At 44.5% G+C, this 13,498-nt stretch carries 16 protein-coding genes; 10 read left to right on the top strand and 6 right to left on the bottom strand.

Features of this window, described 5'->3' with window-relative positions; genetic code table 11:
* The first annotated feature begins 150 nt into the window (after positions 1-150).
* Positions 151-498 (top strand): hypothetical protein, encoded by a 348-nt coding sequence (locus tag QUB14_RS26850; protein ID WP_333221010.1) that lies wholly within the window; start codon positions 151-153, stop codon positions 496-498.
* 312 nt (positions 499-810) lie between these two features.
* Here the strand turns inward: QUB14_RS26850 and QUB14_RS26845 are convergent, their stop codons facing one another.
* On the bottom strand, positions 811-1,728 hold the full coding sequence (locus QUB14_RS26845; protein WP_333297405.1) for a glycosyltransferase family 2 protein: 918 nt from the start codon (positions 1,726-1,728) through the stop codon (positions 811-813).
* On the opposite strand from QUB14_RS26845, the gene QUB14_RS26840 reads away from it, so the two are divergent.
* Positions 1,655-1,867 (top strand): hypothetical protein, encoded by a 213-nt coding sequence (locus QUB14_RS26840; protein WP_333169952.1) that lies wholly within the window; start codon positions 1,655-1,657, stop codon positions 1,865-1,867. The two genes, QUB14_RS26845 and QUB14_RS26840, sit on opposite strands and share 74 nt — an antisense overlap.
* A 1-nt stretch (position 1,868) precedes the next feature.
* Here the strand turns inward: QUB14_RS26840 and QUB14_RS26835 are convergent, their stop codons facing one another.
* Positions 1,869-2,840 (bottom strand): glycosyltransferase family 2 protein, encoded by a 972-nt coding sequence (locus tag QUB14_RS26835; RefSeq protein ID WP_333221012.1) that lies wholly within the window; start codon positions 2,838-2,840, stop codon positions 1,869-1,871.
* 193 nt (positions 2,841-3,033) lie between these two features.
* On the opposite strand from QUB14_RS26835, the gene cobU reads away from it, so the two are divergent.
* From cobU to QUB14_RS26820, 3 genes are all read left to right on the top strand, one after another.
* Positions 3,034-3,609 (top strand): bifunctional adenosylcobinamide kinase/adenosylcobinamide-phosphate guanylyltransferase, encoded by a 576-nt coding sequence (cobU, locus tag QUB14_RS26830; protein WP_333221014.1) that lies wholly within the window; start codon positions 3,034-3,036, stop codon positions 3,607-3,609.
* Positions 3,610-3,886: 277 nt separating this feature from the next.
* Positions 3,887-4,309 (top strand): hypothetical protein, encoded by a 423-nt coding sequence (locus tag QUB14_RS26825; protein WP_333221016.1) that lies wholly within the window; start codon positions 3,887-3,889, stop codon positions 4,307-4,309.
* A gap of 77 nt (positions 4,310-4,386) precedes the next feature.
* Positions 4,387-6,456, top strand: a complete 2,070-nt coding sequence (locus QUB14_RS26820) for an AarF/ABC1/UbiB kinase family protein (RefSeq protein WP_333221018.1) — start codon at positions 4,387-4,389, stop codon at positions 6,454-6,456.
* Between the two features lie 83 nt (positions 6,457-6,539).
* On the opposite strand, the gene QUB14_RS26815 is transcribed toward QUB14_RS26820, so the two are convergent.
* From QUB14_RS26815 to QUB14_RS26805, 3 genes are all read right to left on the bottom strand, one after another.
* A complete protein-coding gene (locus tag QUB14_RS26815) occupies positions 6,540-6,716 on the bottom strand; it encodes a hypothetical protein (protein WP_333221020.1) in 177 nt (58 codons plus the stop codon).
* A 65-nt stretch (positions 6,717-6,781) separates the two neighbouring features.
* Positions 6,782-7,630: an IS630 family transposase gene (locus tag QUB14_RS26810; protein WP_333221036.1), complete on the bottom strand. Its 849-nt coding sequence runs from the start codon at positions 7,628-7,630 to the stop codon at positions 6,782-6,784.
* A gap of 57 nt (positions 7,631-7,687) precedes the next feature.
* Positions 7,688-7,885, bottom strand: a complete 198-nt coding sequence (locus QUB14_RS26805; protein ID WP_333221022.1) for a hypothetical protein — start codon at positions 7,883-7,885, stop codon at positions 7,688-7,690.
* Between the two features lie 183 nt (positions 7,886-8,068).
* On the opposite strand from QUB14_RS26805, the gene QUB14_RS26800 reads away from it, so the two are divergent.
* From QUB14_RS26800 to QUB14_RS26780, 5 genes are all read left to right on the top strand, one after another.
* The gene (locus QUB14_RS26800; protein WP_333221024.1) at positions 8,069-8,341 is read left to right on the top strand and encodes a hypothetical protein; all 273 of its coding nucleotides are present in this window, start codon (positions 8,069-8,071) and stop codon (positions 8,339-8,341) included.
* 140 nt (positions 8,342-8,481) lie between these two features.
* Positions 8,482-8,703, top strand: a complete 222-nt coding sequence (locus tag QUB14_RS26795; protein ID WP_333221026.1) for a hypothetical protein — start codon at positions 8,482-8,484, stop codon at positions 8,701-8,703.
* 244 nt (positions 8,704-8,947) lie between these two features.
* Entirely contained in the window at positions 8,948-9,901 is a 954-nt protein-coding gene (locus QUB14_RS26790; protein WP_333221028.1) for a hypothetical protein, read from the top strand.
* A gap of 213 nt (positions 9,902-10,114) precedes the next feature.
* Positions 10,115-10,390, top strand: coding sequence for a CHAT domain-containing protein (locus QUB14_RS26785; RefSeq protein WP_333221030.1), 276 nt, complete (start codon positions 10,115-10,117; stop codon positions 10,388-10,390).
* 164 nt (positions 10,391-10,554) lie between these two features.
* Positions 10,555-11,562: a tellurite resistance TerB family protein gene (locus QUB14_RS26780; protein ID WP_333221032.1), complete on the top strand. Its 1,008-nt coding sequence runs from the start codon at positions 10,555-10,557 to the stop codon at positions 11,560-11,562.
* Between the two features lie 340 nt (positions 11,563-11,902).
* Here the strand turns inward: QUB14_RS26780 and QUB14_RS26775 are convergent, their stop codons facing one another.
* The gene (locus QUB14_RS26775) at positions 11,903-12,469 is read right to left on the bottom strand and encodes an RNA-binding protein (protein ID WP_333050530.1); all 567 of its coding nucleotides are present in this window, start codon (positions 12,467-12,469) and stop codon (positions 11,903-11,905) included.
* Between the last annotated feature and the right edge of the window lie 1,029 nt (positions 12,470-13,498).

Below are 13,498 nucleotides of genomic sequence, written 5' to 3'. Positions count from 1 at the left end.
TTATGTGTCGCTGAACTTGAATCATTCCTCAATTGCTATCGTGATTTTTCTTAACTTATTCAGCAAGCCCTAATTATTGCTCCTATTCTAGTCGAACTCAGAAAACAATTAAATTATCAAATTAGCTGGTTTTCGGGTATTGACTTTAGTGTGGATGCCAGTAAAGGATTAAACGGCAGTTGTGATTTTATCATCAGTCAATCCCCTGAACTTTTATTTGTTACTGCGCCAGTTATTACCGTCGTAGAAGCTAAAAAAGAAAATATTTTAGCGGGTTTGGGACAATGCGTAGCGGAAATGTTGGCAGCGCAAATTTTTAATGAAAATGAAGGCAACGAAATTCCTGTGATTTACGGTACCGTTACCACCGGCACTAACTGGAAATTTATGAAATTAACAAAACAGACGATCCAAATTGATTTAGTCGAATATTTTATCAACGATTTAGGTAAAATTTTAGGTATCTTAGCTAGTGGCATTCACTCAAGTATTAATTAGCTCAAGAAACCCGCCGGTTGAAAGAGACTGTTGGGGAATTCGCGGAGGGTGTTACCCCTCAGATATGGAAGGCAGCATTTGGGATCGCTATTGGTAGTTAATAGTTATACGGTCAATTAAATATTTAGTCCAGAGCCACTATTTTTAGGGCCGAGGGGTGAAAATTTTTTAATTCGCCAACAGTCTCTTGAAATCGCCTCTACACAAACTTTCGTCCCTCTCGCTTGAGACTAAGAGGAACCCGGCCCTTGGAAACCGCGAAGTTTACGCGCACACAAACCAAGTCCACTCCAAGCGGACTAACAGATACTCTTACGGCAATTTCACTTCTGTCTCTTGAGTGATAACTACTGGTGGCGACAAAGTAGGCTGAGATTCTGCCACATTCAACTGACCGCCACAACAACGCAACTCGTAAAGTTTTGCATTAATTTGATACTCATATTGACTCAATAACCTTGCATAAATATAGCCAGCTTTTCCATCCAAAAAGCCTAACTGAATGAAGTAAAATAAAATAAATCTGAGCATTGGTTTAAAAGGCAGCCACACCCAAACTTTTTTGAGAAATCTTTTCCGCTGTACGGCATCTCCAAATAGGTGAGCGCCAATAGTGCCGCTGTCGTCGCGCCCTTCAATAATATTGTAATAAACGCGAGCTTCCCAATTTGAATAGCGGTTGTGCCGTTCTATCCAGTGAAATAAATCGCGGTAATCCTCGTGGATCATGTCATTTTTTAAGTAGCCGACTTGACCAGCTAAAATGACGTGCTCGTGAACTTCGTTGTCGCCAGTATTGGGGACGGATTCAGTGCCGAGATTTTCGTAACGTCCTTTTTGATGCTTGAACAAACGCAAATTCCAGTCCGGATATCTGCCGCCGTAACGCAGCCACTGGCCTAAAAAGAAGACTTTGCGGTTGAGGTAGTAGCCGTCAAAATTGGGATCTTCGATCGCCTGCGCGATTTCGTCCCAAAGTTCTGGGGGAATGCGCTCGTCGCAATCGACAATTAATACCCATTCGTTGCGAAAGGGCAGATTGTCCAAAGACCAATTTTTCTTTTTCGGCCAGCGGTTGTCGAAGTAGAATTGCACTACTTTTGCGCCGGTGCTGATGGCAATTTCTACCGTGCGATCGCTGCTTTGGGAATCAACCATGAAAACTTCATCCGCCCTGGCAATGCTGGCCAGACACGCAGGTAGATTAAGTTCTTCGTCTTTTGCCGGAATGAGAACTGAAACCGGAATCTTGGATGAACTAGATGTCATAATCGAGTGCTTGAACCTGAATGCGGTCGAGTTTTGGTGGATGAAGTGCGATCGGCACAGCCGCGCCGACGACTTGAACAGCGAGGGATATTGCCTATAGCCTAATGCCTGCTGGTCGATTTCGGTGCAAAAATCAGGCCGCGGATGGCTGCGCTCAAATAACCGATTTGACCCCAGGCAAAAACGAAATTTTCAAAACGCAGCCCTGGATCTCTAATATATTTAAAAGACTTCCAGACACCTCTCAATATTCTTTCACCCCCCCGCCCAAGCTGAGCAATACCGGCTCGATCGGACAATTGTTCGCGATAACACTCGCTGATGCCTTGCCACCACCCGCGCTCTAGAAACCAACCTTTGTTAAGCCTTTCTGTCGCGACATTGTGCAGCACCAGGGCATCCGGTAGATAAACTACTTGCCAACCTAACTCTAAAGCTAATTCTGTGGCCCGCAACTCTTCATTTGACAACAATTTTGTGCCGACTCTACCGAGTTTGACATCGAAGCCGCCAATTTGTTCGAGAAAAGCGCGCCGGATTGAGTAGTTTACTCCCCTGGGAGTCAAACCTGCAGCAGTCACGTACAGGCAAGTATCGCCTAAATCGTATGATCCCAAGTTCTGGGCTAATCCCTCTGACAGCCATTCGGGTGGGCTGACTCCAGAAGGCCAGAGCAAATTGACTTTGCCACCAGCGACGGCAAGTTTTTGATTGCTTTGATAAGCCGCCTGCAGCACCCTGAGCCAATTCGGCTCAGCAATAGCGTCATCGTCGAGATAAGCTAATATTTCGCTGCGAGCTTGCTTAGCGCCGGTGTTCCGGGCTACTGACAGACCGATTTCGGGTTCCCAGACGTACTTGAGGCGCCGATCGCCCTGTCTTGCTTCTACCACCTCGCGGGTGCGCGAAGTCGAACTTTCGGGGCTTGCATAATCGCTAGAAGCGTTATCGACTACTACTACTTCAAAGTTGTCGGGAAAATCCTGTACCAGCAAGCTGTCGATCGCCCCACCTAAATAGGCGGCGCGATTGTGGGTGCAAATAATCGCTGATATCTGAGGACGATCTGGCATAAATAACAGCTTGGGAAATACGGGGGTTCTCGATCGACTTACTCTGATATTGTCTCATCAATGCTATTATCGCTTAAAAAGCATTTGGTAGTTGGCCGTTTAAATCATAATGGGTAATGGGTAATTGGTAATTGGTAATTGGTAATTGGTAATTGTGTTTAATCCTTTGTATGTGACTTCTGACTAAGGACTAATGAGTAACTCAGAACCCACCACATCTAGACAATTAATCTTAGTAACTGGGCCGGCCCGAAGCGGCAAAAGTGAATGGGCCGAAACTCTGGCGGCGGGTTCGGGAAAACAAGTAATCTATGTGGCTACCGGTCGCGTTGATGAAACGGATTTGGAGTGGCTTCGTCGCCTCGATCAGCACCGAAATCGCCGTCCAGTTGATTGGACAACTCTAGAAGTGCCGATCGAATTATCGGCAGTTGTGCGGGCTAGCCAGCCCTCAGATTGCTTGTTGATTGATTCCCTGGGAACTTGGACGGCAAATCTTTTGGAACAAGAAGCTGCTGTTTGGGCGACTACGCAGCAAGATTTGCTAGCCTGTTTGAAGTCGGCCGCGGCTGATGTAATTTTGGTAGGGGAAGAAACCGGATGGGGCGTTGTGCCTGCTTATCCGGCGGGGCGGCTGTTTCGCGATCGCCTCGGCACTCTCGTGCGCCACATCGGGGCGATCGCCGATAATGTTTATCTCGCCACCGGAGGTTACGCCTTGGATCTAAGGGCTCTGGGTACCCCGCTGCCGCCCGTAGCGAAAAATTAACAGCCGGAGTCGCGATCGACAAGAGAGAAAACATCTCGGTTTCCCGACGGACAATGTTAACTGAAAATCAGGTATAATTTTAACTAAGATTGAAAACTTAAGAGTCACATAAATTAGTCAAAAAATCTACTATCTAGGGAGAACAGCTCAACAATTTGACATGAGGAATAGCCAAAGTTTGAAAGTATGTAAAAGAAAAAATGTCTCTTAAGAAAGAGTGCTAATTTCCCATTAAAAGTCTAAAATAATCAATTAGTTGAAGGGTTGACTAAAAGTTATGGCATCAGATCGTGAAGTAAGAAAATATATTGCTTACTGGTTTCAGTTAGGCAAAAAAGTATTAATTTACAACGGTTCCGAAGCGCTGCTGCCCAAATCGGTAATTGCGGGCGATCGCTACAGCCAGGAATTTGAAGAGTGCTGGCAAAAAATCATCTCCCGCGACAGCGGAGACTGTTACCTGGAAGGCACAAACGAAACAATTGCCCAACTGCTGACGCCAGCTTGGGAAATCAGTGCCTGCGCGCGCTGCGCTATGCCCGTAGTGTTCAAACAAACCGGAATGCCCCCGGAGTTCTGTCCCTGTAACGACTTACCGAACTGGCCCGATACCGAAATGCCCCAACCCCGATCGCCCGTCAGCAGCCAATCGCAACTATCAGGCATTCGCGATCGACTCAAAAGATCCAGCGGCGAGTAAGTATACAAGAAGGAAGAAGGGTCTTCTTCCTTAAATTGTTACAATATATTTACAATGCTTCACACTAGGTCTGATTTATGAATGTCAAGACAGTATCGCCAGCCTCCCCGCAAACTTATGTAAATTCAGGGACTCAGGCTGTACTCGGCAATCTCAAAGATGCAAATACAATTCCCCTGCAAGCAGTACCAGTATCACTAGAGACCGAGGTCGCAACGGACGATCGGCTCAAATCAGCCAGAGACATAGCTTTCGAGTTGGCCGGAGATGCTGTTCGGTACGATCCAGTGGCGATCGCAGCGCTGTACCGAAATCGACCTCTACAAGTCTGGGGAAGGCTGTCGAGCGTTGTTTGGACATTTTTTAGCTTTGCCTTCAGTGTGTGGTTCGACGGCAAAACAGGTCGTACCGCCACCAACCAAAAGCGTCGCGCCGTCCGACTGAGAGAAATTCTGGCCCAACTGGGCCCAGCTTTCATCAAAATCGGACAAGCACTCTCAACACGGCCCGACCTAGTACCGCCAGTATATTTAGAAGAACTAACAACGCTGCAAGACCAATTGCCAGCATTTCCGAACGAAGTAGCATATCAATTCATCCAAGAAGAATTGGGCGCCCACCCCACAGACATCTACGCAGAAATCAGCCCCGATCCGATCGCAGCAGCATCTCTCGGACAAGTCTACAAAGGCAAACTCAAAACCGGAGAAACAGTCGCAATCAAAGTCCAGCGACCGGGTTTAGCCGAAAACATCGGGTTAGATATCTACATCCTGCGGCGTCTTGCAGTTTGGGCACAAAAAAACTTCAAAATAATTCGCAGTGACCTCGCAAGCATTATGGACGAGTTGGGCGAGCGCATTTACGAAGAAATGGACTACACCCACGAAGGACAAAATGCCGAACGGTTTGCCAAACTCTACGGCCACATCAAAGACATTTATGTTCCCAGCATCTACTGGGAATATACCCGCCGCCGAGTCTTAACAATGGAGTGGATCACCGGCGTCAAACTCACTAATTTAGAAGCCGTTAAAGCTCAAGGAATCGATGCTCCTTACTTAATTGAAGTGGGTGTGCAGTGTTCTCTCCGACAACTGCTAGAACACGGTTTCTTTCACGCAGACCCGCACCCCGGCAATCTTTTGGCGACTCTTGACGGTCAGTTGGCTTATCTCGATTTCGGAATGATGAGCGAAGTTAAACCTTATCAGCGATACGGCTTGTTAGAAGCTGTGGTGCATTTGGTGAACCGCGACTTTGAAGGTTTGGCAAAAGATTATGTCAAGTTAGAGTTTTTAACACCAGACACCGATTTGACGCCAATTATTCCGGCCTTAGCTAGCGTATTTAACAATGCTTTGGGTGCTAGCGTTGCCGAACTCAATTTCAAAAGCATTACTGACGAACTTTCGGCGGTGATGTACGAATATCCTTTCCGGGTTCCAGCTTACTATGCTTTGATTATTCGCTCGCTCGTCACGTTAGAAGGCATTGCCATCAACGTTGACCCCGAATTCAAAGTGTTGAGCAAAGCTTATCCTTACGTAGCAAAACGGCTGTTGAGCGACCCCGCACCGGAATTGAGAGCATCCCTGCAAGATTTGCTGTTCAAACAAGGCGAATTCCGCTGGAACCGCTTAGAAAACTTGCTCAACAATGCCCGCGAGAGCGAGGATTACGATATCAGCAAAATCTTGAACCAAGCATTAGAATATTTATTTTCCGAAAGAGGAGATTTCATTCGCGATCGTATTGTCCTGGAATTAGTCAAAAGTCTCGACACACTTTCGAGCAATGCTTTTGCTAACGCCAAATCTGTAGTCGGCGAATGGTTTGGAGTCAAGGCAAATCAACCTGTGGTTTCACAAACAGAAAAAAACAATCTAGAACACATCAAACGGATTTGGGATATTTTGCAATCAACTCCGGGTTTTGACGGGACGAAAGTATTGCAGCTACTGCCGCAGTTGTTGGTGAAACCGGAAGTGCAGAACATGGGGCAGAAAGTAGTCGGCGGTTTAGCTCAAAGAGCAGTTGCTAGGTTAATTCGCGAATTTTTGCTTTCCTCCGAACCCGCTGCGATTCCTGAGAATGGAAGCTATCCTAAAACTTCGCCTCAGTTGTCATTACCTGCTGCGAAGTAGTTTGATTGGGCGTTTTTTGGCTCGCAGATATTAGCAGATAAACACAGATGAACGCAGATGAAATTTCGTCTGCGTTCTTTTAATTAAGCTAATGCTGTAGCTGCTGGTAAAGGTTGAATTTCTTCGGGCTTTGCGTGACGGCGGGGGTCATCAAAACCCCAAGCAAATAGCCAATCGGGGTCAGCGTTACCGCACCCGATCGAATATATTTGGCTGTGTTTGAAATGCTTGAAAAACTCCTGACACTTTTCATCGGTCATTAGCGATTCCTCTAGTGGCAGCTCGTGAATTAGGGCGTATAGTCATTTCAAATAAGTATGAGACACTAGACTGCACAATAAGCACGAATAATTTCATCAAGAGATGTGCCAGGAGACGCATACATTTTAGCTCTCTTTAATGCACTAAAATCATGCTCAATATCATTTAAGTCAGGAGAGTATTTTGGTAAAAATATTATCTGATGACCCGCCTCCTCAACCAATAGTCTAATGACCGTCTTACGATGAATGGGTGCATTATCCATAATTAATATAGATGGACTTGTTAAATCTGGTAACAAATATAAAGATAACCATCCTTCAAATCCTTCTGCGTTCAAACTGCCCATAAAGAGCATTGGTGCAATTAAGTCCTTGTTTCCTTTCCTTCTTGCTGCTACTAAATTTTCTCTTTTTCCCCGTTTTCCTGGTCTTTCACCATAGACTTTTTTTCCTCTTTTTGCCCAGGCACAAACACAACCTTCAAATTCCTCAAATCCAGATTCATCAATAAATACAATGCTTTTACTGCCATAAACTTTAATTAATTCTCTCAGATTCCTGTAATATTTTATTCTTGATTCTCGATTTCTTTCTTGATAGCGAAATTGTTTTTTTTTTCTGGTAATTTTCAATTTTTTTAAGGCATAGCAGATGGCACTCGGTCTGACAGAGAAAGTTCTTGCTCTTTCTACTAATCTTGCTTCAGGATTTTTTTCAACATCTTTTTTGAGGGCTTCCCCATCTAGCTTTCGTTGACGGTGCTTGACCTGGGTTGGTCGAAGGTCTTCCCTACCTAACCATCTATAAATTGTTGCTCTTCCTACCTTAAATATGGCAGCAGCTTTCGTTATACTCCCTCCATTTTCCACATAATTGACTACTTTTTGTCTTAGGTCTAGACTGTAAGCCATTTTTTTGTAATTAACTATTTTTAGCGATTTTATCATGAGCTGACCTCTGTCTCACATTTATTTGAAATGACTATATAAATCAAATTCGTTTCGCTCTGGATTCCATTGATAACGCAATTCAGGACTGTAACCAAGTTCTAGCAGTTTTGTCAATGCTTCATCAGGGTTTTTATAGTTGTCTAAGTGAACGCGGTTCAGGGAAACAACTACTTGTACGTGGTGGTATTTGGCGGGTGTTAATTGATATTCGGTCATCGTTTTTTCCTTTTTATCTCATCACAAGTGTAATAGGTTCTTCCGGTTACATCTTATTATGGGTTAGATTTGCTTTTGGGAAAATAAAACAAATTTACTGAATTAACCGCAATGCTCACCCTACTTGTCCGTGCGCTATCATGGATGGATTCACAGAAAAGCCTAGCGAGCGGGAGTCAATATATGCAGGCAATCTTTTTAAGCCGTGAAGAAGTTGCACAACGTGCAAAGCAATTGTACGAAAGCAACATCCGCCAAAAGGTCAAGGTGGAAGAGAACATTGGCAAGATGGTCATCATCGATATTGAGACAGGTGATTATGAAGTAGATAAAACTGGATTGCAAGCATCTCGTAACCTTAGCAAAAAGCACCCAAACGCCCGACTCTTTGGTATTCGTATTGGATATAACGTTGCTGTCTCATTTGATGGTGTCATGGAGCGTGTCTGCAAGTGATTTCTGGGATTGTGACAAATAGACACGCAACGGTAACGCTGACTTTCTTGCTACCGAATGGCTAAAGCATCCCTATTGAGTTCGTCATAGATACAGGCTTGACTGGGTAATTGTGTCTTCCTCTAGAAGCTGTTTCATTGATGGGCTTGACCTTTAGACACGACATTCCCGCAAATTTGGCAGATAATAGTGAAGTCTTGCTACCAGTTCACGAAGCGATCGTCCTTTGGGATGGTGAAGAGCGAGAAATCCTAGTCATTGCGACAGGAAGGCGACCCTTGCTTGGAACTGCCTTGCTGGATGAGCAAGAACTTGTTATTCAGTTTACAGAAGGCGGGTTGGTGACGATCGATGAGTTGTAGCTGTCCTCAATGTTGCAAGTACGCGCGATCGAAGCTATCCCGTTCGCGCAGCGTTCCCGAAAGGTAGGGAATCGCTCTTTCCTCTAGCTCGACAATTTACCATTTACAAGTCTTTACAAAATTATGTCACTTTTTCTGACTGACAGGGCGATCGGGGTGCTTTATTGGTTGAGTTAAGGTAGAGTAGAAAGCCTTCAGATTGTTCAAAGTTAAATCGCTAGTGCAAAGTGTGGTGCGGTATTGTATGAATAGAAATTCAAATCGAAAGATTAATCAAGATGAGCGATTGAGTATCAATTCGGGTCTTTCCTCTTCTTTGAGAAAAAAATACTCGATTACTATCATTATCTTAATCATATTAAGCGTACTCAGTATTTCTCTTAAATCGGATAAAATTAACAGCAATATTTGGAGTTTTTCAGTAGAATTAAAGGTGACATCGGCAACTTTAGTTCTTCTCTTTCTTTTTTGGCTTCCTATTTTACTTCCTTGGATTCTTTCTCAACTCCCGCAAGTGCAAGGTTCTTTAAATTGGTTACGTGAACAAGGCATTGAGGAAATTGAGACTAATCTACTGAGAATTAAACTAAAATACGGTGTTCAAGAAGCATCAGAAAAATACGAAGAAAAAATATCAGATATTGGGGCTATAAATCTAACATCTCAGGAAACGCAGCAGCAGCTTGAGGGACGCTATCGAGAGGCCATAGCTTTAGTTGATGCTGCGAGCGATATAGATTCAACGGAAGCATTGAAGCGGATAGATCAATTGGCTGGCTATTACGATAGGGTTAGAGATGAAATGCCCTTTGGACATAACCGTACAAAATTAATGCACGAAATTTCCTCAACAATGTGGACTTTAATTCCTAAAGTTATAAATTTCCCTGTTCATGAAAGACTAAATAGCTACAAGGGGGGAGAGCGTTTGTCTGCTTACCAGCACTTTGAGTGGAACACATCAACTGATTATATAAATTTGTTAGTTTCTAGAGCAGTTGGTATTCTGGAGAGGCCCTACACTCAATACGCGGCTTTATTGGCACTAAGAAGAGTGGTAACAAACAATCAATTTGCTCCCAGTCAATCAGCAGAAATCATAGATATTTTGAACTGGTCAGCAAATCTTGATTATATAAAGCCAGATCGCCGAGAATTAATGATTGAAATTGCTTCCATACTAAAAACAAAGGCATAAAGCCTGCTAGTTCCGCCGCATAACAACTCGCTTGCACCCGACCGAATCAACGTCATCGGGTTAGGCACGAAAGGTTATTGGCAGCCGCTGAACAGCAACGTTAGAACGAGCGACGCACCATACCCTCGATCGCGGGGATAGCTAACCCGGATTTGGTATTACAAACCGCCAAAACTGCCAAAAACCCGGTTTCTTGAAGAAACCGGGTTTTTAATGTATTCGATCGCCCTCAACCACATCTACAATTACTACAAGACTTTAGCGCTGATGACGCAGTTTTATGGCAATTTGCGATCGGCCCCAATTAAAGCTGAAGCGCTCAGAAAAGCTCAACTGGCAATGATCCACAAACAAATTGTAGTAAAAAACGGTCAATTGCGGGGAACTCAAGGCGCGATCGACCTTACTCAATCGGCACAAGTACCAAATGCAGATTTCTCACGCCCGAAGTTTTGCGCCGGATTCACAATAATCGGCAGTCCTTGGTAAATTAATTGGAGATTTGATATTCACCAGTGGTAAGGTTTAAGGCTAGACGCACCCTACATTGACTGGCGGGATTTTGCAAAAAGTAAATGTATCCCTGACGACTATCTTTTTATGTCATAAATTTGCTATGAATAGCAAAACTAAACACTAGCGGGGCAAAACCTGTGGCCAAGTTTGATAAAATATTCAATTCAGAAGACCAATCCGAAGCAAGCTTAACTTTAGAAGAATCCGTAGCAGCGGTAGCACTTGTCGCAGCAGAGGCAAATTCCCCTGACACGGATGCTGATATCTTAGAAAGCATACTTTGGGAATCAGAAATATTTGCTGAATACTCGGAAGATGATATGTCAGCAATGTTTCAAAGACTCGCCGGTATTGTTGCCCAAGACGGTTTAGGAGCATTATTTAATACTGCTTGGGAATCCATGCCAGATGAGTTAGTGTTGGATACTTTTGCAATAACTGCAGCAATGTTTGTTGCAGATGGCGAAATATCCCAGAAGCACGAGGCTTTCCTCCAAGAATTCCAGCAAGCATTAGGTGTGGAAGACGAGGAAGCTGCGGAAATTATTGAGGATGTAATTGCTGCTTACTCGGAAGTAGAAGGCGGAGAGTCTGATTTCGATGCGGCATGGTACGTGTCTCCTGAAGGCAATTTTAGCGTTCCCGTTCCAGTTGACGATCAACGAGGCGGTAAAATTGATGACCAAGAAGGCTGTGTCGCATTTTCAGACGACTTTGGCGTTTTGCTGAAAATTGATTATTTCCCTGTTCTTGGTGAAGTAGAAGAAACAATCGAGTCGGTTGGCGAGGAAGGTTATCTCAAGTCTTTTCTCGACAATTTTGTTTCTCAGGCAATTCTTGCTAATGTTCCCAATTCTAAGTTACTCCACGCAGAATATTTAGAAGATGAAGAAGCTTATTTCGTGGTTTTAGATTTGCCTGCCGGTGCAACTCTCAGCGTGCAGAAAAACGAGGGCCCTCTGACTCGGTTGGATGCTTACCGGGGACTTATGGCTTTTATTGCTGACGATTTTTGCTACACCGTAAGCTGTCAGCGAATTTATCAGGAGGGGGATGAATTGGGTTCCCTGGAGTCTGAAGTTGAGGGAATTATGAACAAGATTTTTGAGTTTATTGAGACAATCGAATTCGGGCCGATCGAATAAAGAGGACTTGTTTAGACGGGCTAAAAACCTGGTTTCTTTCTAGATGTCTCGCTCCTCAACCCTATATTTTCAGAGAAACCGGGTTTTTTTGCCAACCATTCTCAGGATATGACATGGTGTCCGGTCGATCGACCAAAATCCAACTGGTGGGTAGTGAAGACTTGAGTTTTCATTACTTGCCCGATCGCGCTTATTTTACCGCACTGCTAGATATTAGAGGTTTTTTACCATAAAAGAGTGCGATCGAGAACAGGGTTTTTTGACCCATTCTCGATCGCACTTGCAGATAGATTCAGTCAACCACAGTCGAGAGACAGCAGCAATTAGCCGCCATTTTCGACTAATTAGTAGTCTGAGCTTCCACCAATCTTTGCTTGAGTTCTTCCAGAGCACTCGCCCAGCGCGGATCTGGCTGCACCGAGCCGGAATCAGCGCTCGACACCGTTGTTGCTGACTGATTGCGGCGAGACTTGTTGTTGTCACCCCGACGGCGATTGCTTTTGCTGGAACCGCCTCCACCTTGGGTAGGAGGAGCCGACGAGCGCTGCTGTTGCTGCGGCGCAGGTACAGGCATAGGAACAGACGCCGATGCCGACACCAACTGTGGTGACTGCGGCGACTGCTGCTGATCGTCTTCGCCCTTTTCAGATTTACCCTTAGAACGGGGCAATGCCTTCTCTATTTTCAGCGGGTTTTCTTTGAACATCAAGCCGTTGTATTTCTCAATAACTTGGTCGGCTTGTTCGTCGGTTAGCACCGTCACAAAACCGAATCCTCTGCATTTTCCAGTTTTGCGATCGGTAATTACCTTTGTGGTAACAGATTCGCCCTCCGGTGCAAAAACTTCTTGCAATTCTAGGCGATCGAGTTCTTTGGGTAGGTTGCCAACATAAAGACGAATAGACATGAAAAATTCCTCCAGACTTGGATTTTAATTAATTTGCTCGAACAGAATTACCTGAAGTCAACTGAATATTGACTTCAGGCAAACACCACATAACCCGAGAATTGGCGCATTCCTCCCACCAACCTTGACAGCTCCCCCCACCTTTTAGAACAAAAAGATGATTTACTCTGATAAGGCCGGAACTTAACCGCCGATGCAGAGAGCTTTTAAATCTCAGGTTGTTGTGTAAACTTTTAGTCATCACTCAAATGTTTAGGCTATTGGCTATTCTGTATTACTTGCTTCCGGTTTTGATTCAGAATGTTTATAGCCAGCGCCGTCTCGAAATTTATGTCCAAGGATGTCAATTGCAAGCGATCGGAATGCCAGTATTCAGTTTAATACAGTGATGGATAAAATGGCTAACATTTTTTCAGCCAGTAATCTTACCTCGATCCTAATCTCGCTCCTAATGCTGAGAACTACTCACTTACCCGGTATCCCTTAAATCCGGCCCGGCAGAGTCCGAGCATTCTTTAAAGGTATCACAGCCTTGGTAACAGAGCTAGTTATTTAGGAAGATTTCAGTCTGAATTTAACGCAAACCACATCTGAATCACTTTTGAGAATTCATCCCGCACACCAAAAATAGCGGTCGAAAAAAAACAGCCGACAAGCGGCTGGCTGTACTTGCTGTGTTGGGATGTTGACAATTTTTACGCCATGCCTTATCGATTTTAGCCAACTGAAGTTATCGCGCTATTTGGTTCAATCCAATTTATGTAAACTAATGTAACAGAGTGCTGGCAAAAAAGCAACTTTTCTTTATGACGGAAGAAGGAAGAAGGAAGAAGACTGTAGTCATTGGTGTCAACTTAACGTCAAACCCTGTCACAGGCTGCTCTTTGACTATTAACCCTAGATCCCCCCTAGCCCCCCTTAAGAAGGGGGGGGACAAGAGTCTTATCAAAGTCCCCCTTCTTAAGGCTATGCCTTACTCACATCTTTCTTAACAAAGGCGCTCCGGCCCCGCCCGGAGCGACCTCCGGG

Source organism: Microcoleus sp. B3-D2 (assembly GCF_036705345.1).
GTDB lineage: Bacteria > Cyanobacteriota > Cyanobacteriia > Cyanobacteriales > Microcoleaceae > Microcoleus.
The sequence above is the reverse complement of the archived record's forward strand: the minus strand, read 5'-3'. Positions and strand labels throughout refer to the sequence as shown.